Here is a 20,920-nt window from a genome sequence, read left to right as displayed (position 1 = left end):
CCGCTGCACCCCACCCGACCACCACACCGGGCCCAGGAGCAGCGGCGTCGCGGCATCCCCGACCCGGAACCCGAACGCCGACGCGCAGAGGTCAGACGGCGCCGAACTCAGCTGCCCGGACCGCCGAGACGAACGACCGCCAGGCCTCGGCCGGGAAGACGAGGGCCGGGCCCGAAGGGTCCTTGGAGTCACGGACGGGGATGACACCCGAGTAGCCGGGCGCCACCTCGACGCAGTTGCCACCCTGCTGGCTGTAGCTGGACTTCAGCCACGCGGCGCGCGTCAAGTTGATGTCGGACATGAGGTTCCTTCCCGAACTGCGCGGATCCATTCGAGAGTCGCCATCTCGGCCAGCGCTCCCACCTGGAGCCGATCGTAGTGTCTCCTCCAAGCTGCGAGCCTGTCAGAATCGCGCTCAAGATGACTACGCCCCTCGGACTCGGAGTAGCCCAGAAGCGACTGGTCCGGGAGTGACAGCAGCACCATCGGCAGCGCGAACGGCCTGTGCTCGGCCATGTCGAACGGCGCCACCTGGAGGATCACGTGGCCGGCCTCGAACAGCTCCTCCAGAGCCATCAACTGATCTTTCATCACGTCGCCGCCGCCGATCGGGCGGCGAAGACAGCTCTCGTCCAGCACCGCGTGCACCAGCGGCGGACTGACGCGCCCGAGCAGTTGCTGCCGCACGAGCAGGAAGGTCACGCGCTCCTCGGCCTGCGCGCGGGTGATCGTCCCCCGGCGAACGTCGGCCATGGCCAAGGCCATTGCGTACGCCTCGGTCTGGAAGAGACCGGGCACCACACCGGATTCGAAGATGCGTATCTCCGCGGCCTTCGCCTCGTGGTTCGCGTATTCGGGGAAGCCTTCCAGGAGCGCCGAGTGCTTGTTCTGGAGCCACATCAGCAAGAGCGTGCCGCCCGTCTCCAGCGCCTCGTCGGCCCGGCGCGCGAACCGCTCGCTCGGGGGCTCCCGCGATGCAAGTTCGGCGTAGGAGACGTAGGAGGGGTCGAAGCCGACCTTCCGGGCCAGTTGAGCCTGCGTCAGTCCCCTTGCCTCACGTGACCTGCGGAGCTGCACGCCGAACGGCGCCCACGGCCCCGACGTCGGATCAAGTTGCTTGCGGTTGACCACGTCTCACCAACTTGTGGATCATCAATCTCAAATACAGATCTCGGGCCGATTCTGCACCGGCGCGGGCCATCATAAACACAAGCCGTGAAAGGCCCGATGCGCAGAGCTACCGATGGAGCCCCCATGCCCAGCCTCCCCACGCCCTCCTACCGGCCCAAGGTGGGCGAGGTGGTGTACGACCTCGCCCACCGGACAGCCGGCGGGCAGCCCTTCGAGGGCGTCTACATGGCCACCCTCCACGGCCTCGCCTACCTGCGGCCCGAGGCGGGCGGGTGCGAGTGGACCACCGACCCCCTCCAGCTCCGGCGCCTCAACGTCCCCCGCTACCGCACGGTCCAGCGCCCCAGCCGGCCCCGCGTGAGCGATCCTTCGGCGTGAACCCGACCCGCAGGCTCCTGGTCGCGTTCGTCGCCGTCCCGGCCCTCAGCGCCTTCGCCGCCGCGCTCGTCTGCTGGCCGATCCGCAGCGGACCGCTCGCGCCGCGCCTGCTCATCTTCGGGCTGGTCCTCGCCGCCGGCGTCATCGCCGGCCTCCCCGCCGCCCTCGCCCGGCTCACGGTCGCGGCCGACCGCCGGCACCGCACCACCCGCGCCCCGGCTGGCCCGCAGGTCACCCGATCTTCAGATACGGCTGCAACAGAGTGCTCCACGAGGAATTGAGCTGGTCGTACTCCGCCTCGCAGCCCTGGGCGCGGTCCACCGGGAGGACGCCGTCGGGGTTCTCCGGGACCTGCACCACCGACGCGAAGGTCCCGGGATCGGAACCGAACAGCCAGCAGACCTGGTTGTAGAAGCGCTGGGCGTCCAGGGAGTGCTCGTCGGCGTAGGCCTCGGCCGGAAGCCGCCCCGCCAGCTCGGCCCGGGCCAGCCCGGACAGCGCGTTGACGGTGCTGACCGCGTACGCGGTGTGCTCCTCGTCGCCCGCCGTCAGCAGGAGGACCGAGAGCTGGTCGACCGCGTCCTCCTCCTTGCCCGTGACCGGCAGGTCGTACAGGTCGACCAGGGCGTGGCCGAGTTCGTGGAGGATGACGCCGTTGGCCATGCCGATGACGTCCTCGTCGGCCACCGCCTCGCGCTGCTCGGCCGACCCCTTGGTCTGCTGCTCCAGGAACAGCGGCCGGATCTGCTCGACGAGCTCTTGACTTCCGCTCTCCGGTCTAGCAGCCGGGAGTTCCTGCCACGGTCGGGTGACCGTCTCGGTGGGTTCCTGCTTCTTCGCGCTGTGCCGGGACGAGTCCCGGTCTTATCTGCGCTCGACAGGCTGACACCGCCAGTCCGGCGGCCTTGGCGATGTTGACGGCGGCGTTGATGTCCCGGTCCAGCCACACCCGGCATGCCGGGCACCGCCAGACGCGGATGTTCAGCGGTTTGGGGCCGTCCTTCACGCCGCATGCCGAGCACACCTGGCTGGTCGGTTCGAAGCGGCCGATCCTGATCAGGGTCCGACCGAACTTCGCGGCCTTGTACTCCAGCATGGAGACGAACGCCGACCATCCGGCGTCGTGCACGGATTTGGCCATCCTGGTTCGGGCGAGCCCCTTCACCGCCAGGTTCTCCACCGCCACGACTTGGTTCTCGCACATGAGTCGGGTGGAGAGCTGGTGGTGGAACTCGCGCCGGGCATCGGCCACCCGTGCATGGCTGCGAGCGACCCTGTGACGGGCCTTCTCGCGGTTCTTGCTGCCCCTGGCCTTGCGGGACAGGGCTTGCTGAGCGCGCTTAAGCTTCTTCTCCGCACGCCGAAGGAACCTCGGCGCACCAATCTTCCGGCCGTCGGAGAGGACGGCGAAGTGCCCGAGACCGAGGTCGAGGCCGGTGACCGGCTCGACCTCGGGAAGGATCTCGGGGTCGGTCTCGACAACGAAGCTGGCGAAGTACCGGCCCGCGCCGTCCTTGATCACCGTCACTGTGGACGGAACCGACGGCAGTGCACGGGACCACTTCACCCGCACGTCGCCGATCTTCGGCAACGACAGGTCACCGCCCGGCGTGATCTTCCACCGGGCGTTCGCGGTGAACCGGATCGCCTGCCGGGTGTCCTTGCGGGACTTGAATCGGGGCGGTCCCATCATCGGGCGCCTACCCTTGAGACCGTCGAAGAAGTTCCGGTAGGCCGTGTCCAGATCCCGGAGGGACTGCTGCAGTACCACGGCGGACACCTCCGCGAGCCATGCCCGCTCGGGGGTATTCTTCGCCACCGTGAGCTGCTTGGACAACTCGCCGGACGTGACGAACGCCAACCCGGCGGCGCGAGCGGTCTCACGCACCCGAAGGGCATCGTTGAAGACCACCCGCGCGCACCCGAACGCCCTTGCCAACGCTGAACGCTGAGGCCCATTCGGGTACACGCGAAACGCATACCTGAGCTGCACGGCGACCACCATACCGTGTTGGTTATGGCAAACCGCCGCTGTCGACAGTCCGGCAGTACATCGACAAGCGGAACCGCCGCGCGTGATCTCTCCCGTGGCACCCATCGACAGCACGGCAGGGCGCTCGCCGAACAGGGCTGAGCAGAGCTCAGAATCGTTTCACCACCGGGATGGAGCCCGGTGCACGGCAATTGGTCCCGGTACCCCGCAGCCGCGCCACACCCATCACCTGCTCCCGGGCGACCTCTCCCCCCACCACTCAGGATGACCCTGCCCCGGCCTCCCCCGCACCCCGGTGCCGGGGGCGCCGGCGGGCGCGGCGGGCTCAGGGGGCCATGGTCAGGCCCGCGGACGCGGCGCCGCGGCTGAGCACGATCGTGCGGATGTGTTCCAGGGCCCGCGCGAAGTCGACCCGGCCCGGGTCGCGGCGGACGGCCTCCCGCAGGTCGAGGACCCGGTAGGGCGGACCGAGGTCGGTCACCTGCGGGACGAACTCGGCCTTGCCCACCGTCCAGCGCTGCCCCGGTCCGGCCGGCGGGACGAAGGTGAACCGGGCGATCGAGCTCCAGTTGCCGCGCGGGTCCTCGGCGCCGTCGTAGGTGAACATGTGCCCGGCGAGCTGGTCGCCGAGGCCGTACACCGTCCAGGTGTCACCGATCTTCTCGTACGCCTGCGGGATGTGGGCGTGGGTTCCGAGGATCAGGTCGACGTCCGACCGACCCCCGCCCGGGCCGGCGGCCAACTCCCGGGCAAGGGTGAGCTGTTGGTCGTTCGGGGCGTCCTGCCACTCGGTTCCCCAGTGGACGCTGACCACGACGAGGTCCGCACCGCCCTCCCGGGCGGCGCGCGCGTCGGCGAGGATCCGGCCCCGGTCGATCAGGTTGACCGCCCAGGGCTGCCCCTTCGGCAGCGGGATCCCGTTGGTGCCGTAGGTGTAGGCGAGGTGGGCCACGGTGGCGCCGCCCGCCCGGAGCAGGGCGGGCCTCCCGGCCTCGGTCGCGTCACGGGCGGAGCCGGTGTGCACGAGGCCCACGGCGTCCATGGCGTCGAGGGTGCGCCGGATACCGGCCGGGCCGTCGTCCAGGGTGTGGTTGGAGGCGGTGTCGCAGCCGGTGTACCCGGTCTCCTTGAGGGCGCGGGCGACCTGCGGCGGCGATTTGAAGGACGGGTAGCCGGTGAACGGCCCGCCGTCGGCACCGTAGACGGTCTCCATGTGGCAGATGGCCAGGTCGGCGCCGCTGATCAGCGGCTTGACGCCGGCGAGCATCCTGGTGAAGTCGTAGCCGTCGCCGCCGGCGTCCTCCCGGGCCTGCCGGATGATCTCGGTGTGCGGCAGCACGTCGCCGGTGGCGACCAGGGTGAAGGCCCGCGGCCCGGTCGGGGACGCGGTGGTGGCCGCGGGCGTCGCACCGCCGCCGTCCGGCCGCGGTGCCCGGGACGCGCCGGGAGCGCCCCGGGAGTCGGGGGCCTCGGGGCCGCCGCACCCGGCGAGGGTGAGGAGCAGCAGCGCTGCGGCCACCGTGGCGGCCGGTCGACGGGGCAGACGCATGGTCAGCTCATCTCAGAATCGGAAGGTATGACCAACCCCTCGACTATGCGGCGCCGCGAACCTCCCCGCCCGCCCCCACGCCCACACGTCACCCGGCGGAACGGCCGGCACGGTCGAACCGGCGGCCCGGTCGGCCCGGTCGGTCCTGTCGAAGGGGCGGCTCGGCCGGAGCCGCCGCGGGTCGGCGACGGATAATTCGGTGCCGCGCCGGCCCGCGCCGGGGCAGGATCGACCCATGACGGACATGCGAACGTTCCGGGACGCGGTGACCGGCTGGGCGGCGGGCGGCCCCGGCGGGCCGGCGCGAGAGTTGGCCGCGCGGCTCGACGTGCGGACTGCGGTGCTGCTGGAGGGTCCGAGCGACGTCGCGGCCGTCGAGGCGCTGGCCGAGCGCCACGGGCGGGACCTGTCCGCCGAAGGGGTGTGTGTCGTCCCCATGGGCGGCGCGATGAGCGTCGGCCGCTATGCCGACCTCCTCGGCCCGCCGGGGCTGGGTCTGCGCCTCACCGGGCTGTGCGACGAGAACGAGCTGGGCTTCTACGACCGTGGTCTCGATCGGGCTCGTGTGCCGAAGCGGGCGTTCTTCGTGTGTGTGGCGGATCTGGAGGACGAACTCATCCGCGCACTGGGCGTGACCCGGGTCGAGGAGGTCGTCCGGGCCGCGGGCGACCTGTCGGCCTGGCAGACCTTCGTCCGCCAACCCGCGCAGCAGGGCCGGCCCCCGGAGCGACAGCTGCGGCGCTTCCTCGGCACGAAGAAGGGACGCAAGATCCGCTACGGCCGCCTCCTGGTCGAGGCCCTCGACTCCGGGCCCGTCCCCGCGCCCCTCCACGACCTGCTCGCGAGCCTGTGACCGGGCGGCGGCCGAGCCGCTGGCCGAGCCGCCGGCCCCGGCGCTGGCCGCGGCGCTGACGGAGGTCGCCCCCACCGGCCGGTGGACCCCGGGGGTGCCCGCACCCCCGGGGTCCGCCTCTCGCCCACCCGCGGACTCCCCCGGGGGAGAGTGGTCGCGGTGTCCGCCTACGCCTCGGCGACGGCCTCCAGCGGGCTCAGGGCCGCCGCGCGGCGGGCCGGGAGGGCGGCGGCGAGCGCGCCGATCCCGAGGGAGACCACGCAGACCAGGAGCAGCGTCCCCCAGGGCAGGGCCAGTGCGTACTGCTCCACCGCGCCGTTGGCCAGCGCGCCGACCGCCCAGGCCCCGAACAGGCCGCCGGCCAGGCCCAGCGCGGTGCCGAACGCGGCGACGGTCACCGCCTCCAGGCGGATCATCCGCCGGACGCCGGCGCGGTCCATGCCGACGGCCCGCAGGACGCCGACCTCCCGGGTGCGCTCGGCGACCGACATGGCCAGGGTGTTCGCCAGGCCGAGCGCGGCGATCACCGCGCCGATGGCGAGCAGCCCGTACATCAGCGTCAGCAGGTCGCCCATGGTGCCCGCGGCCTCGCGGACCAACGCGGGCCGGTCCTGGACCTTCAGCAGCGGGTTGTTGCCCACGGCGGTGCGCAGCCGGTCCTCGGTGCCGCGGGAGGCCGCGCCCGCGTCGGTGCGGACGAGGACGCGCTGGACGGAGTCGGGCAGGAAGGCGTGCTGCTGGACTTCGCCGCGGGCGCCGAGCACGTCGCGGGCGATGGGGTTGTCCCGGTAGACGCCGACGACGGTGTAGGTGGCGAAGTCCTGGCTGCGGCCCATGCGGGCCTCGATCCGGCCGCCGGTGCCGACGCCGTTCTCCCGGGCGACGGTGCCGGAGAGGGCGATCCGGCCGGGCCCGAGCTCCTTGGCCGAGCCGCTGACGAAGTCGAGCTTCATGACGTCGTCCAGGGCGTCGGGGGCGACGCCGGAGATGTCCCGGACGCGCCCGCCGATGACGACGGTGGAGTCCGTGACGGCGCTCGCCGTCCGTACGCCGGAGGTCCCGGCGACCCGCCGGACGGCGGCCGGGTCGATCCCCGTCGTGGTGGACCCGGTGCTGACCACGTAGTCGGCGCCGAGGCCGGCCGCCGCCTGGCGGTCGAGCGCCTGCCCGGTGGAGTTGCCGATGACGGCGAGGCCGGTGACGAGTGCGGTGCTGACCAGCAGGGTGGCGGCGGTGGCCGCGGTGCGCCGCGGGTCGCGCAGCGCGTTCTGCCGGGCGAGGTGGCCGGTGACCCCGAAACGGCGGGTCAGCCGCCCGGTCAGCCGGATCACCGGGACGGCGAGCAGCGGCGCCAGCACCACCAGGGCGACGACGAGGGTGCCGCAGCCGAGCATCGCGGTGCGCAGGTTCTCCTCCGAGGCGTCCTTCGCCCGGGTGAGCGGGATCAGCACGCCGACGGCGAGGGCGAGGAGGGCGAGGCCGGCGCCGGCCCGGACGCGGGGCCGCCCGGTGGGCGGCTGCTGGGCCGCGCGCAGCGCCTCGACGGGGGCGATCCGCGCCGCCCGGCGCGAGGGCAGCCAGGCGGCGAGGACGGTGACCCCCACGCCGACGCCGAGCGCCGCCAGGACGGGGCGCGGGCCGATCTCCAGCGGTCCGTGCGGCAGCGCCGTCCCCCCGGTGCTCAGCACGTCCGGCAGCACCGCGGCGATGCCGAGGCCGAGCAGGAAGCCGACCGCCGATGCGGCGAGGCCGACCAGGAAGGCCTCGGCGAGGACGGCGCGGACCACCTGGCCGCGTCCGGCACCGATCGCCCGCAGCAGCGCGATCTCACGGGTGCGCCGGGTGACCAGCATGGTGAAGGTGTTGATGATGAGGAAGGAGCCGATGAACAGCGCGACCCCGGCGAAGACCATCGGCGTCTTGGCGTAGCCGCGGGTCAGGGTGCCGACGTAGACGGCCTGCTGGGCGGCCTGGGCGGAACCGGTGGTGGCCTCGGCCCGGTCGGCGGGCAGAGCGGCGGTGACGCGTCGGGAGAGCTCGTACTGGTCGGTGCCGGGCGCGGCGGACAGGTCGATGCCGGTGTAGTGGCCCGGCGTGGCGAACAGCCGCTGGGCGGTGGCCTTCTCGAACAGGACGAGGGTGCCGCCGGCGGTGACGCGGGTGTCCTCGGTGGTGGCGATGCCGACGAGCCGCTTGGTCATGGCCGGGCCGTCGGTGGCCAGCGTGACCGGGTCGCCGATGCGGAGGCGGCCGGCGGCGGCGGTGCCGGCGTCCAGCACGATCTCCTCGGCGCCGGCCGGGGCGTGGCCCTCGGTCAGGGGGTGGCGGCGGTCCTCGCCGTCCGCTCCGGGGACGTACGCGGCGGCGAGGTTGGCGCCCGTCCTGACGCGCAACGGGGTTCCGTCCGCGGCGTTCAGGACGGCCCTGCCGTCGGCGGTCGGCCGTACGGCGGCGACACCGGGCACGGCCGCGAGCCTGCGCACCAGCGCGTCGTCGAGCACGCCGTCCCGCTGGTCCGCGGGGCCGCCGGTCGGGGACTCATTGGCGGTCACGGTCACCGCGATGTCGGCGAAGTTCTTCGACGCGGCGGCGCGGTGGGCCGCGGCGGTCGAGTCGGCGAAGACGAGGGTGCCGGAGACGAACGCGACGCCGAGGCCGACGGCGAGGACGGTCATGAGCAGGCGGGCCTTGTGCGCCAGGACGTTGCGCAGGGCTGTTTTCAGCATGGGCGGCTTTCGGGAGCGCCGGAGTGGCGGGAGGCGGACAGGGGCGGGAGGGCGGGTGGCGGGGCGGCGCGGGGTCAGCTGGTGCGCGCGCGGGAGTCGAAGGCCTTCATGACGTCGAGGACCCGGTCCGCGGTGGGGTGTGACATCTCGTCGACCAGGCGGCCGTCGGAGAGGAAGAGGACGCGGTCGGCGTAGCCGGCGGCGACTGGGTCGTGGGTGACCATGACCACGGTCCGGCCCAGCTCGCGCACCGAGTCGCGCAGGAAGCCGAGGATCTCGGCCCCGGCACGGGAGTCGAGGTTGCCGGTCGGCTCGTCGCCGAAGACGATCGCGGGCTGCGAGGCCAGGGCGCGGGCGACCGCGACGCGCTGCTGCTGCCCGCCCGACAGCTGGGCGGGCCGGTGGTCCAGGCGCTGGGAGAGGCCGGCCATGGCGACCACCCGGTCCAGCCACTGCGGGTCGGGGCGGCGGCCGGCGATGGAGAGCGGCAGGGTGATGTTCTCCAGCGCGGTCAGCGTCGGCACCAGGTTGAACGCCTGGAAGACGAAGCCGATCCGGTCGCGGCGCAGCCGGGTCAGCCGGCGGTCGTCCAGCGTGCCCAGGTCGGTGGTGCCGATGCGCACGGTGCCCGAGGTCGGCGAGTCGAGCCCGGCGGCGCAGTGCATCAGCGTCGACTTGCCGCAGCCGGAGGGGCCCATGATCGCGGTGAACTCGCCCTCGCGGAAGCTGGTGCTGACCCCGTCCAGGGCGACCACCCGGGTGTCGCCGCTGCCGTAGACCTTGGTCAGGTCGGTGGTGGCGGCCGCGATCCCGGGCGTGGTGTGCGGCGCGTACGCGGCAAAGGGGGCGGTGGTCACGGGGACTCCTCTTCGGGTGCGGGAACGTGCACTTCGAAGGGTGTCCGGGGGACGTATCAGGGCCCTGCGCCGCCGGGTATCGGCGTCCGCGCCGGTGTGTATCAGTTCTGTAGGGGTGGATGCTTGGGCGTGGGTGCGTGGGCGTGGGTGCGTGGGCGTGGGTGCGTGGGCGTGGGTGCGTGGGGGAGGTGCGTGGGGGAGGGTGCCGTCGCGGTGCGGGGCTCCGGCGCGCGGTCGGTCCGGCAGGCGGTCAGTCCGGCAGGCGCAGGGTGGCGACGGCGCCGCCGTCCGGGGCGTTCTCCAGGCGCAGTTCGGCGCCGAGCAGCCGGGCCTGGCCGGTGGCGATGGTCAGGCCGAGACCGTGGCCCGAGCCGCGCTCGGCGGCGCCCGTGTGGAACCGGCGCGGACCGTGCAGCAGCAGGTCCGCCGGGAAGCCGGGGCCGTGGTCGCGCACCACGACGGTGCGGCCGTCGACGGTGACCTGCACCGGGGTCCGGCCGTGCCGGTGGGCGTTGACGACGAGGTTGCCGACGATCCGCTCCAGGCGGCGCGGGTCGGTCTCCACGGTCCCGGCGTCCCCGCCCGGCCAGGTGTCGGCCGCCGGCGCGGCGTCCGACTCCCGGTGCGGGCCGGCCTCCCGGTGCGGGCCGGCCTCCCGCTCGACGTCGGCTGCCCGCGGAGTGCCGGCAACCTCGACCTCCGTGGCGAGGCCGGTACGCGCCACCGCCTCGGCGACGACGGCGCCGAGCGGCACCCGGGCGCGGACGGGCTGCTCGGCGCCCGCGTCCAGGCGGGAGATCTCCAGCAGGTCCTCGACCAGCCCGCGCAGATCGCGCACCCGGGCGCGGAGCAGGTCCTCGGTCTCGCCGGGCGGCAGCAGGTCGACGGCGGCGAGCAGGCCGCCGACGGGCGTGCGCAACTCGTGGGCCACGTCCGCGGTGAACCGGCGCTCGGTGCGCAGCCGCCGGCCGAGGCTGTCGGCCATGAGGTCGACGGTGGCGGCGATCTCGGCCACCTCGTCGCGGCCCTTGGTCGGCCCCGTCCGGGCGTCGAGATCACCGGCGGAGATCCGGCCCGCGGTCTCGGAGACCCTCCGCAGCCGGCGGGCGAGCAGACCGGCCCCGTACGCCGCCAGGGGCGCGGCCGCCGCGAGCGCGACCAGCGAGGCGACGGTCATCGTCACGTCGAGCCGGCGCAGCCCGTAGCGGTCCGGGCCCGTGTTGACCCGGACGGCCAGCACCGGGCTGCCGGGGCCGCCGGTCCGCTGGGCGGCCCAGACGCTCGGTCCCAGGTTCCCCTCGACGCGCCCGTCGTAGGCGGTGTGGCGGTCACCGTCGGCCGGGTGGCGCAGTTCGGCGGGCAGCTCGTCGGGGTCGAGCTCGGCACCGTCCGCCAGCGTCCCGGTCCGCCGGTAGACGTCCATGGCGGAGTAGACGGCGTTGAAGGCCCGGGCCTCGGCCCGGTCGCGGATGTCCTTCGCGGTCCACAGGTGCACCAGCACGCCGACCGCCGCCGCGACCAGGCAGGCCGTGGCGGCGGCCAGCGCGGCGATCTTCCAGCGCAGGGAGGTGTGCACGGGGCGCAGCCGGCGGGGCGGACGGGCCGACCGCGGCCGGCGGAACGGACGCACCGGCCTCAGCGCCGCAGCTTGTAGCCGAAGCCGCGGACCGTCTCGATCCGCTCCCGCCCCAGCTTCCGGCGCAGCCGCTGCACGCACAGGTCGACGACCCGGCTGTCACCGTCCCAGCCGTACTCCCAGACGTCGCGCAACAGGGTGTGCCGCTCCAGCACGACGCCCGGGTGGGCGGCGAACTCCAGCAGCAGCTTGAGCTCGGTCGGGGTCAGGGCCACCGGGCGGCCGGCGACGGACACCTCCATGCCGGCGGTGTCGACGGCGAGGTCGCCGAAGACGAGGACGTCGACCGTCGGCGCGCCGGCCGGCGGGTGCCCGCCGGCCGGGACGGGCGGGTAGGTCGCCCGCCGCAGCAGGGAGCGGATGCGTGCCACGAGCACGTAGGAGTCCACGGGCTTGACCACGTAGTCGTCCGCCCCGGCCTCCAGGCCGGCCACGACGTCGAGCCCTTCGCCGCGTGCGGACATCATCAGGATGGGCACCAGGCTGGTCTCCCGGACCCTGCGGCAGAGCCCGATCCCGTCCAGCGCGGGCAGCATCACGTCCAGGATCAGCAGGTCGAAGTCCTCGTCCCGGAACAGTTCGAGACCCGCGAGGCCGTCCTCGGCGGCCCGCACCTCGTAGCCGTAGCGCTCCAGGGCGACGGTGAAGGAGCGGCGCATCAGGTCGTCGTCCTCCACCAGCAGCACGCGGACGGGGCGCGGGGAGGCCCCGGCCGGGGCGGGCGAGGACACGGGCGGCTCACTCCAGTTCGAACAGGTCCGGACGGTCCGGACGGGGGCCGGGTCCGGGCGGCCAGGGCGGTCCGGACGGCCAGGGCGGTCGGGACGGCCAGGGTGGTCCGGACCGGGGGCCGGTCCGGACGGCAGCCGGTCCCGGCTGCGCGGGCAGCGGGACCGCCCGAAGGGAACGATACGGCAGAGACCGGACACGCCCGCGCCCCCGCCGCGGCCGTCCGGGGCCGCCCGGCGCGGCTCTCGCCACCGGAGAACCCCCAGGTCGGACGGGGTGGCACCGCTCAGCACACCCGCTGTGGCGGCGGCCTCCCGACACCCGGGCGCCCGGCGCGCCGATGGGCAACAGAGCCTTCGCCGATACCCGGCTGATACAAACCGCGGAGGGCCGCCCGGCACCCCGCCCCGCGTACCGCCGGCGGCGGTGACGGGTGACAGGTGACAAGTGACAGGTGGCGGTGGCGGTCCTCGTCCGGTCCGGCTCAGCGGCCGGTGCCGTAGGCGTCGGCGAAGGCCGCGCGGACGGCGCGGCGGCCGGCGGTGCGGAAGGAGCCGTCGCGGGAGTCGACCTCGTGGATCCCGGTCCGGCGCAGCACGACGGCCACCGCCACCGGGCGTCCCGCCGCCTGCTCGGCCAGCTCCTCACGCATGCCCGCGACGAGTGCGGCGTGGAACCCGGCCAGCTCCTCCTGCGAGACGTGCCCCGCCACGACGGCATCGCCGGCGACCTCGAAGACGAAGCCGTCCTCCCACGGCTCGAAGTCCACCGTGACGTCCGCGAAGTCACAGGGGCAGCCCCCGGTCTGGCGGGCGTACAGGCCGCGGACGCCACGGATCGGACGCGGCGGAAAGGCCGTCACATCGGTGCTCACATCGGTACTCACATCGGTGCCCGCACCGGCCCTCGCATCGAATTCCATTGCGCCGACGCTACCCCACCCTCCGCGATGCGCCCGGAGCCGCCGGGCGGCCCCACCCCTTAATCCAGCGGCGCCGGGGCGGGCCGCCCCGGTACCTTGTGGCCCGGCTGATTCACGGGGGAGGAAGCACGTGTCCGAGGCGGACGAGGCGATCCACGAGCACCTGGTGGACCGCGCGGAGCTGACCGCGCACGGCTGTGTGGCGGACCTGGGCTGCGGGCGGGGCCCCACGCTCGCGGCCTTCGCCCGGCGGTTCCCGCGCGCCCGGCTGATCGGCCTCGACCACTCCCCCGCCGGTGTCGACGCCGCCCGCGAGCTGCTGGCCGGCCACCGCGGTGGTGCGGACCTCCGGGTGGCCGATCTGGCCGAGCCGCTCCCCCTGGCGACCGACTGCGCCGATGCGGTCGTCTCCTACAACGTCCTGGAGTGCCTGGCGGACCCGGCCGCGCTGCTCCGGGAGGTGGCGCGGGTGCTCCGGCCGGGCGGGCGGGCCGTACTGGCCCACGTCGACTTCGACTCCCTGATGATCGCGGGAGCGCCCCGCGGGCTCGACCGCCGGATCTGCCACGCCTTCACCGACGACCGGCAGCCGTGGATGGAGCACGCCGACGGCCGGATCGGGCGCAAGCTCCCCGGCCTGCTCGCGGAGTCACCGCTGGTGGTCGAGCAGGTGACCCCGTTGGTGACGACCTCCACCGAGCTGGCGGGCCAGGCCGCCCGCCGCATCGACGGCATCCGGCACGCGCTCACCGAGGCCGCGCGCCGCGACGCGGGCCCGGTCTCCTCCGCGGAGATCGAGGAGTGGCACGCGGCCGTCCGAGGGGCCGCCGCCGCAGGCCGGTTCTTCTTCGCCGAGACGGCCGTCGTCGTCACGGCCCGGGTACCGGCCTGACCACGGTCACGGCCCGCGACGCACCCTCGTGCGCGCCCGGCCAGGGGTGGACCGCCAGGCCGGACACCATCGGCAGTAATCGAACTGACGGATGGTAAGGTCGCGGCCACCACGGACTGTTCACCCACTCTCCCAAGGATCTCCATCATGCGCATCAAGCGGGCCGTCGTCGCCGCTGCCGCCGTTCTCGCCCTCGGCTCGGTCACCGGTTGCGGTGGCGACGGGGACGACACGAAGGCAGCGGCCCAGCCCACGACGAGCCCCAGCACCGAGCGCCTGGAGTCGATGACCGGCACGGTGATCCTCGATCGGGCCCACGGCGAGTTCCTCAAGGCCGCCTCCGTGAAGCTCACCGGAACCGTGGCGGACAAGGGGCGCACGACGGCGACCTTCACGGTGTCCGTGAAGGCCTCGGGCGGCTGCACGGGCTTCGTCGAGCTCGGCGGCGACGGCCGGGCCGAGCTGCTGCGGGCGTCCGGACAGACCCTGGTGAAGCCGAGCTCCAAGGCACTCGCCGAGTACTTCGGCCTGGCCACCGCCGAGTTCAGGGCAGACCGCTGGATACGCCTCGCGAAGAGCGAGTCCGTGGCCTCCGTCACCTCGGGGATGTGTGACCTCAAGGCCGTCCCGGTGTTCGGCGACGGCGACTGGTCAAAGATGGTCAACTCCGACGGCACCAAGACGGTGAACGGCCGGAAGGTCGTGTCGGTCTTCACCAGTACGCCCGAGGAGGGGGCCTACTTCGGTTACGTCGCGACGGACGGAGCGGCGCGTCCGGCGCGGATCGAGTCGTTCCAGAGCGAGGGGCACGACATCGGCCTCACGGTGGACTTCTCCGACTACGACGCCCCGGTGAACGTCACGCTCCCACCCGCCGACCAGATCACCGACCCGGCGGCGGCCCAGTAGCCCCCTTCGCGCGAGCGGGAGGCGGCCTCCGCGCCGCGCCGCGGGACGCCATGTCCCGCGGCCACCGCGGCAGCGGAGGCCGCCACTGCGCCGGTTCAGTGGGCGTTGGTGTACATGTACGCGCCGGTCTCGTAGTTGTAGGCGGCGAGCTTGATCAGGACGCCGCGATCGGACCTGACCTGAGTGTCGATCATGAAGAAGCCGTACCCGATGTAGCGGGTCGCCTCAACGCCCTCCCACGTCCAACCGCCACTGCCGTTCGACGTCAGGATCCAGACCTTCTGGCCGCCGTGCGAGGTGAGGAAGTCGATGTAGGCCACGTCGTGGCCCCCGGTGTCCGGGCCGTTGTGGATCATCAGATCCGCTATCACGCCGTCCGAGGACACCTGGTCACACCAGTAGTACTTGCTGCTAGGACAGTCGACACGGTAGGTCGGGGCCGCGGCAGCCGGTGCGGCGGCGGCGAGCGGCAGGGCCAGCAGGCCCAGGGCGGCCATGCCGAAGCGGAGCTTCCTGCCAGTCATGGGCGATCCTCTTCTCTCTCGCGAGGGGCGTCCCCCGGGCGGAGGACTCTCATCGTGGTGCCGGAGGAGCGGCGGCTCGCGCGACCACTGCCGGGTCATCGGCAGCGGTGCGGCGGCGTCGAGGCGTCGGTGCCGGACTGCCGACGCCGAGGCGCCTCCGGCTCCGTGGGGGGCGGCGATGCCGAGCCACGTTGTCATGGTGGGGACACCGAGCGGCCCGCAGGAAGCCGAAGTTCGGTCATCCTCGGCCCCGTTCCGCTTCCGCACCGCGGGCCGGGCCGTGCAGGAGGAACCAGGGCTACCGGCCGGTCGCGTGGCGGAGAATGTCGAGCACCTCACCGGTGATGGCCGCCTCGTTCCGCTCCAGGTCGGGGCCGGTGAGCTGGTCGGGCTGAGCGGGGAGGCCGGTCAGCACCGGGGTGTGGAGGTGGCCGCCCGGCAGGGTCGGGGCGATTTCGAGGCGCAGCCGGTTGGAGCGGTACGCCACCTCGTTGGACAGGTACCCGCCACCGCCCCCGGCCACCGCGCGCGAGCCCGGGGTCGGCCCGCCCTCGCGGTCGACCGGTCGGTCGCCGCCGGCCGGGATCTCGGTGACGGCGGTGTTCAGCTGGACGGGGAACGGCTGCTGGACGGCGGTCATCGCCTCGGCGGGCAGGGTGGTGGCGATGAACTCGGCGCCGGGGCCCAGGCCCGGGCCAGTCACCGGGTGCTCGCGGGTGCCGCCGGCGAGCGCGCCGACGTTGTCCGGGTAGGGGTCCGCGGAGCGGGCCCGGCCGGCCCACGCCTCCAGCGTGAACAGCCCTGGGTGGCCCTGGCTGATCGTGGTGATCTGGTCCGCCGCGCGCGGCCCGGACGCCAGGCGCGGGCCGAAGGCGCGCTCGACGATGCCGCGGTCGAAGTCGCCGTAGCGCACCGGCAGGACGACCGCCCGGATCTCCGCCCGGGTGCCGTCGGCCAGGGTGATCCGCTTGCCGTTCAACTGCAGGACGGCGGAGCCGGAGGGGTTGGCCCGGCGCAGTTCGGCGTCCAGGCCGAACGGGTCGAAACCGCTGACGAACACCCTTCGCACGCCCGGGGTTCCGCTGAAGCCGTTGTCCCGCAGGCCCCGCGAGGCGTCCTCGAAGCGCTGCCGGAGCCGGTCGGCGTCGACGGCGAAGTCCGGCTTCCACTGGCCGAGCCGGACGGTCATGGCGAGCCTGGTCCAGTACAGCGGGCGGTCGTCCTGAGCCGGCAGGTCGCCGCCACGGCGGCGCCCCTGGGCCCGGTCCACCGCGGCCCACCAGAGCGCCTCGCCCCAGGAGTCGACGAGTCGCTCGGCCTCCGCGGAGCTCCGGGTGGCGCAGAGCGCGGCCGGGAAGCGCCGGACGAAGTCCCCGAGACCGGCCCGTTCGGTGAAGGCGGCCGTCCGGGCGTCCTGGAGCCGGGCCTGCTCCCCGTCGAGGCCGGCCACGGCGGATGCGCCGGGGGTGGCGGCTGGAGCGGTGGTGGCCGCGGGGCACGCGGGCTGCGCCTGGGCCGGGACGGCGGCCGGGAGCAGCAGGGCGGCGAGGGCGCCGACGAGGGTGGTGGCCAGCTTGGCGGGGCGGGCGAAGGTCATGGGATGTGACGGTACATCGACAACCGACTCGCCGCCAGAAGTCCGGCACACGAGCGGCCGACCAGCCGACGGATCGACCTGCCAACAGGACGACCGCCGACAAGCCGACCGCCGACGGGCCGACAGGCCCGGGCGGGCACCGAGGCGCCCGCCCGCCGCCCCACCCTCCCCCGCGAGTGCCCTCAGCGCCCGGAGCGGCGCGACTCCTTCACCTCACGGCTGACGGCCCAGACGTCCGCGACCGGGCCTACGTGCCCGAGCTTGTCGGGGTTGACCACCGAGCGGACGGCCTGCACCTGCCCGTCGAGGACGTCGAGCGCCAGGGCGTTGACGACCCCGCCGTCCCGGTCGCGGAGGATCGCCCCCGGCTGGCCGTTGATCTCGCACGGCTGGAGCACCGCGCCGATCCGGGCCAACCGCGGGAATACGGCCGCGAGCAGCCGGGCCACGTTGTCGGCACCGAAGACGGTCCTGGCCAGCTGCGGGGCCTTGCCGCCGCCGTCGCCGACCAGCGAGACGTCCGCGGCCAGCAGGTCGCGCAGGCCGACCACGTCGCCCTCCCGGAGAGCGTCGAAGAACCGGGACGCGAGTTCGTCGCGTTCCTCACGGTCGGCGTCGAAACGGGGCCGGCCCTCGTCCATGTGGCGGCGGGCGCGTACCGCGAGCTGGCGGCAGGCCGCCTCCGAGCGGCCGACGGCCGAGGCGACGTCGGGGAAGCCGAAGTCGAACACCTCGCGGAGCACGAAGACCGCCCGTTCCAACGGGCTGAGCCGCTCCAGCAGGAGCAGGGCCGCCATCGACACCGAGTCGGCGAGCTCCGCCGAGCGCGCCGGGTCCTCGTACGGGTCGGCGAGCAACGGCTCGGGGAACCACGGCCCGACGTACGCCTCCCGGCGCACGCGCGCCGAGCGCAGCACGTCGATCGAGATCCGGGTGACCACCGCCGACAGGAACGCCTTCACCGAAGCCGGCCTGGTCGGTGAGGCCTCGAACCGCAGCCAGGTCTCCTGGACGGCGTCCTCGGCCTCGCTCACACTGCCCAGGATCCGGTAGGCGATCGAGAACAACAGCGGCCGCAGCTCCTCGAACTCCTCGACCTCGCCCACGTCGCACCCCCTCTTCTTGAAGCTCTTCCACCCGACCGAACGCACGGCCCGGGCGGCTTGATGATGATCATCCGGACCATCGGCAGGTCACGGTAACGCCCCGCGCCCGACGGCCCGACGGCCGGCCCGGAGCCCGCAACCGGGGCTCCGGGCCGAGGCGCCGACACCGGCCCCCCTCAGTGGAACGTTCCGGGCTCGTAGGAACCGGCCGGCTGCCGGGTGATGACGTTCAGTCGGTTGACCATGTTCATGAACGAGACCAGCACCACCAGGGCGGTGAGCTGCTCCTGGTCGTAGTGCTCGGCGGCGCGCGCCCACACCTCGTCGCACACCCCGCCGGCCGCGTCCGCGACCCTGGTCCCCTCCTCCGCCAGCAGCAGCGCGGCGCGCTCCGCCTCGGTGAAGACCGTGGCCTCCCGCCACGCCGCGACCAGGTTCAGCCGCACCAGGCTCTCGCCGGCCACGGCGGCCTCCTTGGTGTGCATGTCGATGCAGACGGCGCAGCCGTTGATCTGGCTGACCCGCAGCGCCACCAACTCCTGCGTGGCGGCCGGCACCGACGAGTCCTTGAGCGCCTTGCCGACCGTCATGAAGAGCTTGAGGGCCTTGCCGGCGGTCGGGTCGGTGAAGAAGTCCAGGCGGGCGTCCATGGTGTGGCTCCTCTGTCGTCGTCAGCGGCTTGCACTCCTTGAGACGGAACGGCCCGGCGCCCTGTGACATCGCGCCATGTGACCTGCGGCACAGCTCGGTTGCGCGGCCGCCCGACGGTTCCGCGCCGCGGGCCGCCCGGACGCCGCGTCCGGCGGAACCGGTTCGCACCGGCGCGAGCCGATGCGAACCGGCGCGGATCCGGCCCCGGACAAGCGGGGCCGGACCCCCCCGGGGTCGGGCCGCTACTCCTCCAGTGCGCGGCGCAGGGCGGCTCCGAGTTCGGCGATCTGACGCTGCGACACCTCGGCGGAGAGGATCGCCTGCGAGCCGTGGAAGGTCCCGGCCCACTGGTGCAGCTCGACCGGGACGCCCGCCCGCAGCAGGCGCAGCGCGTACGTGATGTCGACGTCGCGGTACGGGCAGAACTCCGCGGTGGCGATGTAGGCGGGCGGCAGCCCGGACAGGTCTGCGGCGCGCGCCGGGGCGGCGTACGGGGTGGCGGGCGCGGAGCCCACGTAGTGCCGCCACGCCGACGCCATGTGCTCGTGGCCCCCGCCGAGCGTCTCGGCGAGCCCCGTCGCCCAGGACTCCCACCGGTCGTCGAGCCCGGGCTGGTTGAGCAGCTGGAACCGGATCCGCGGCCCCTGCTCGTCCCGGGCCCGCAGGGCCACCCCCGCCGCGAGCGTCGCGCCGGCGCTGTGGCCGCCGACCGCGATCCGCTCCGGGTCGATCCCGAGCTCGGGCGCGTGCTCGGCAGTCCAGGCCAGCACGGCGTACACGTCGTCGAAGGCGGCCGGGAACGGGTGCTCGGGGGCCAGCCGGTAGCCGACCGAGATCACCACCACCCCGGTGGCTGCCGCAAGCCTTGCGGCCCACGGGTGTTCGGTGTCCAGGTCGCCCATGGCCCAGGAGCCGCCGTGCATCCAGACGACCGCTCCCTGTGCCCCGTGGGGGCGGTAGATCCGCACCGGCACGGGCGGGTCGGCGGGCACGGTGCGGTCCTCGACCTCCATGCCGGTGGTGTCCGGCGCCGGCACCATGGCGGCGCGTTCGGCGTAGTACTTGCGGTCGGCGAGCGGGTCGGCCAGGTCGATCACGGGGACCAGCGGGACGAACGGTTCCAGTTCTGGATTCATGCCGACCATCCTGGCCGCCGCGCCCGCCCCGATCACCCGCCGTCCGTCGCGTGATCGCCCCGATCGCGCGCCGATCGGCGGGTCCGCCGAGGTATCCGTCCCTGCCTATGCTTGGCGGCATGGAGGCCCTGGCCGAACGGCTGTCCCACCTCGACTCACACGTGCAGGGGTCGATCCGCGTCGTCGCGTTCTACGACACGCTGATGCGCCGTCGCGTGGACCTGCCCGCGCTCGCCCGTGCCTCGGCGGGCCTGGCCGCGTGCGTGGCCGGGATCCGGCTGCACGGCACGGGACAGGTCATCCGCTTCTCACCCGACGGACAGCCGGCGCCCGCGGCTCTGCCGCTGCCCGCGGCCATGCCGACGCCTGCTGCTCTGCCGACGCCCACAGCCCTGCCGACGCCCACGGCTCCCGCCGTCGCGGCCGGCACGGAATCCGCGTCCAGCGCCGCGCCGATCACACTCGACGAGGAGGAGATCGGCACCGTGTGGCTGGAACGCCCCGGCCCGCCCGGTCCGCTCGACGAGATGCTGCTCGACCGGCTCGCCCTCGCCGCCGCGGCCGTCGTCGAGCGGTACGGCCCGGCCCGCACCACGATGGCCGACCCCGCCCTCGTCGAACTGGCCGTCAGCGCCGACAGCGACGACGCGTCCAGAGCCCGGGCGCTGCGCCTGCTCGGCTTCCCCGCCGACCAACCCGTCCGTGTCGCCGCCGTCCGGTCACAGCTCCCGCTGGACAGGCTCGGCGCCCTGATCTGCCCGGCCCGCCCGGTGAAGGCGGCCGCACTCGCCGACGTCGGCGTCATCCTGGCCACCACCATCGACCCTGCGGCGTTCCCGGCCGGCGTACGGGCGGGCCTCGGCGCCGCCGCCGGCCCGCACCGGTCCTGGCAGCAGGCCCGCGCGGCGCTGCGCTTCACCACCCCGCGCGAGCCGGTCGTCCACCACGACGACCTCGGCGCCCTCGCCCTGCTCGCCGGAATCCCCCGGGAGGCCGCGCGGGAGAACACCGATGTCGCGGCGATCGCCCGCCTCGCCCGGAGCCCGGAGGACCTCGACACCCTGGACGCCTACTGCGCCGCCGGCTCGCTGCGCCGCGCCGCCGACCTCCTCCACCTCCACCACAGCAGCGTCGCCCGCCGACTCCAGCACATCGGTGCCGCCCTCGGCTTCGACCTCGCCCAGCCCACCGGGCTGACCCGTGCCACCCTCGCCCTCACCACCTGGCGTCTCCTGGGCGACTGACGCCCCCGCAGCCGGCGGCGCTCGCCCACGCGGACGCCCACGGGACGCCGGGTGACGGCTGTCATCGGCGGTCGGGTGACGACCCTC

21 protein-coding genes are annotated in these 20,920 nt (G+C 74.0%); 6 read left to right on the top strand and 15 right to left on the bottom strand.

The window, feature by feature from the left end:
* Positions 1–91 precede the first annotated feature (91 nt).
* Both RMN57_RS36780 and RMN57_RS36775 read right to left on the bottom strand, forming a co-directional pair.
* Positions 92–301 (bottom strand): DUF397 domain-containing protein, encoded by a 210-nt coding sequence (locus RMN57_RS36780; RefSeq protein ID WP_313767644.1) that lies wholly within the window; start codon positions 299–301, stop codon positions 92–94.
* Positions 283–1,131, bottom strand: coding sequence for a helix-turn-helix transcriptional regulator (locus RMN57_RS36775; RefSeq protein ID WP_313767643.1), 849 nt, complete (start codon positions 1,129–1,131; stop codon positions 283–285). The genes RMN57_RS36780 and RMN57_RS36775 overlap by 19 nt, the downstream gene beginning before the upstream one ends.
* Positions 1,132–1,254: 123 nt before the next feature.
* Between RMN57_RS36775 and RMN57_RS36770 the strand changes: the two genes are divergently transcribed.
* Together RMN57_RS36770 and RMN57_RS36765 are read left to right on the top strand one after the other, a co-directional pair.
* Positions 1,255–1,509: a hypothetical protein gene (locus tag RMN57_RS36770; protein WP_313767642.1), complete on the top strand. Its 255-nt coding sequence runs from the start codon at positions 1,255–1,257 to the stop codon at positions 1,507–1,509.
* Positions 1,506–1,790 carry a hypothetical protein gene (locus RMN57_RS36765; RefSeq protein WP_313767641.1) on the top strand — a complete coding sequence of 95 codons (285 nt, stop codon included), beginning with the start codon at positions 1,506–1,508 and terminating at the stop codon, positions 1,788–1,790. The genes RMN57_RS36770 and RMN57_RS36765 overlap by 4 nt, the downstream gene beginning before the upstream one ends.
* Here the strand turns inward: RMN57_RS36765 and RMN57_RS36760 are convergent.
* From RMN57_RS36760 to RMN57_RS36750, 3 genes are all read right to left on the bottom strand, one after another.
* The gene (locus RMN57_RS36760; protein ID WP_313768084.1) at positions 1,741–2,238 is read right to left on the bottom strand and encodes a DUF4344 domain-containing metallopeptidase; all 498 of its coding nucleotides are present in this window, start codon (positions 2,236–2,238) and stop codon (positions 1,741–1,743) included. The genes RMN57_RS36765 and RMN57_RS36760 overlap by 50 nt on opposite strands.
* Positions 2,239–2,287: 49 nt before the next feature.
* Positions 2,288–3,502 carry an RNA-guided endonuclease TnpB family protein gene (locus RMN57_RS36755; RefSeq protein ID WP_313768083.1) on the bottom strand — a complete coding sequence of 405 codons (1,215 nt, stop codon included), beginning with the start codon at positions 3,500–3,502 and terminating at the stop codon, positions 2,288–2,290.
* 325 nt (positions 3,503–3,827) lie between these two features.
* Positions 3,828–5,051 carry a CapA family protein gene (locus RMN57_RS36750; RefSeq protein ID WP_313767640.1) on the bottom strand — a complete coding sequence of 408 codons (1,224 nt, stop codon included), beginning with the start codon at positions 5,049–5,051 and terminating at the stop codon, positions 3,828–3,830.
* Positions 5,052–5,286: 235 nt separating this feature from the next.
* On the opposite strand from RMN57_RS36750, the gene RMN57_RS36745 reads away from it, so the two are divergent.
* A complete protein-coding gene (locus RMN57_RS36745; RefSeq protein ID WP_313767639.1) occupies positions 5,287–5,904 on the top strand; it encodes a TOPRIM nucleotidyl transferase/hydrolase domain-containing protein in 618 nt (205 codons plus the stop codon).
* 167 nt (positions 5,905–6,071) lie between these two features.
* Here the strand turns inward: RMN57_RS36745 and RMN57_RS36740 are convergent, their stop codons facing one another.
* The 5 genes from RMN57_RS36740 to RMN57_RS36720 all read right to left on the bottom strand — a co-directional run bounded on the left by RMN57_RS36740 (position 6,072) and on the right by RMN57_RS36720 (position 12,726).
* Complete coding sequence (locus RMN57_RS36740) at positions 6,072–8,630, bottom strand: FtsX-like permease family protein (RefSeq protein ID WP_313767638.1); 2,559 nt, start codon at positions 8,628–8,630, stop codon at positions 6,072–6,074.
* Positions 8,631–8,704: 74 nt separating this feature from the next.
* A complete protein-coding gene (locus RMN57_RS36735; protein ID WP_313767637.1) occupies positions 8,705–9,487 on the bottom strand; it encodes an ABC transporter ATP-binding protein in 783 nt (260 codons plus the stop codon).
* Between the two features lie 250 nt (positions 9,488–9,737).
* Complete coding sequence (locus RMN57_RS36730; protein WP_313767636.1) at positions 9,738–11,063, bottom strand: HAMP domain-containing sensor histidine kinase; 1,326 nt, start codon at positions 11,061–11,063, stop codon at positions 9,738–9,740.
* 59 nt (positions 11,064–11,122) lie between these two features.
* Positions 11,123–11,854 carry a two-component system response regulator CseB gene (cseB, locus tag RMN57_RS36725; protein ID WP_313767635.1) on the bottom strand — a complete coding sequence of 244 codons (732 nt, stop codon included), beginning with the start codon at positions 11,852–11,854 and terminating at the stop codon, positions 11,123–11,125.
* Positions 11,855–12,336: 482 nt separating this feature from the next.
* Positions 12,337–12,726, bottom strand: coding sequence for a hypothetical protein (locus RMN57_RS36720; protein ID WP_313767634.1), 390 nt, complete (start codon positions 12,724–12,726; stop codon positions 12,337–12,339).
* A gap of 178 nt (positions 12,727–12,904) precedes the next feature.
* Between RMN57_RS36720 and RMN57_RS36715 the strand changes: the two genes are divergently transcribed.
* Both RMN57_RS36715 and RMN57_RS36710 read left to right on the top strand, forming a co-directional pair.
* Positions 12,905–13,666 (top strand): methyltransferase domain-containing protein, encoded by a 762-nt coding sequence (locus RMN57_RS36715; RefSeq protein ID WP_313767633.1) that lies wholly within the window; start codon positions 12,905–12,907, stop codon positions 13,664–13,666.
* A 147-nt stretch (positions 13,667–13,813) separates the two neighbouring features.
* A complete protein-coding gene (locus RMN57_RS36710; RefSeq protein ID WP_313767632.1) occupies positions 13,814–14,575 on the top strand; it encodes a hypothetical protein in 762 nt (253 codons plus the stop codon).
* 95 nt (positions 14,576–14,670) lie between these two features.
* Here the strand turns inward: RMN57_RS36710 and RMN57_RS36705 are convergent, their stop codons facing one another.
* The 5 genes from RMN57_RS36705 to RMN57_RS36685 all read right to left on the bottom strand — a co-directional run bounded on the left by RMN57_RS36705 (position 14,671) and on the right by RMN57_RS36685 (position 19,589).
* On the bottom strand, positions 14,671–15,099 hold the full coding sequence (locus tag RMN57_RS36705; RefSeq protein ID WP_313767631.1) for a hypothetical protein: 429 nt from the start codon (positions 15,097–15,099) through the stop codon (positions 14,671–14,673).
* A 298-nt stretch (positions 15,100–15,397) separates the two neighbouring features.
* Positions 15,398–16,696, bottom strand: coding sequence for a pyroglutamyl peptidase (locus RMN57_RS36700; RefSeq protein ID WP_313767630.1), 1,299 nt, complete (start codon positions 16,694–16,696; stop codon positions 15,398–15,400).
* Between the two features lie 182 nt (positions 16,697–16,878).
* On the bottom strand, positions 16,879–17,802 hold the full coding sequence (locus tag RMN57_RS36695) for an RNA polymerase sigma-70 factor (protein ID WP_313767629.1): 924 nt from the start codon (positions 17,800–17,802) through the stop codon (positions 16,879–16,881).
* A gap of 176 nt (positions 17,803–17,978) precedes the next feature.
* The gene (locus tag RMN57_RS36690; protein ID WP_313767628.1) at positions 17,979–18,452 is read right to left on the bottom strand and encodes a carboxymuconolactone decarboxylase family protein; all 474 of its coding nucleotides are present in this window, start codon (positions 18,450–18,452) and stop codon (positions 17,979–17,981) included.
* Positions 18,453–18,695: 243 nt separating this feature from the next.
* A complete protein-coding gene (locus RMN57_RS36685; protein ID WP_313767627.1) occupies positions 18,696–19,589 on the bottom strand; it encodes an alpha/beta hydrolase in 894 nt (297 codons plus the stop codon).
* A gap of 119 nt (positions 19,590–19,708) precedes the next feature.
* Here RMN57_RS36685 and RMN57_RS36680 point away from each other — a divergent pair, with 119 nt between their 5' ends.
* Positions 19,709–20,833 carry a helix-turn-helix domain-containing protein gene (locus RMN57_RS36680; RefSeq protein WP_313767626.1) on the top strand — a complete coding sequence of 375 codons (1,125 nt, stop codon included), beginning with the start codon at positions 19,709–19,711 and terminating at the stop codon, positions 20,831–20,833.
* The last annotated feature ends 87 nt before the right edge of the window (positions 20,834–20,920 follow it).

Origin of the sequence: Kitasatospora sp. CM 4170, from assembly GCF_032110285.1 — a bacterium.
In the GTDB taxonomy this organism is placed as follows: domain Bacteria; phylum Actinomycetota; class Actinomycetes; order Streptomycetales; family Streptomycetaceae; genus Kitasatospora; species Kitasatospora aburaviensis.
This window is presented reverse-complemented; position numbering and strand designations above follow the sequence as displayed.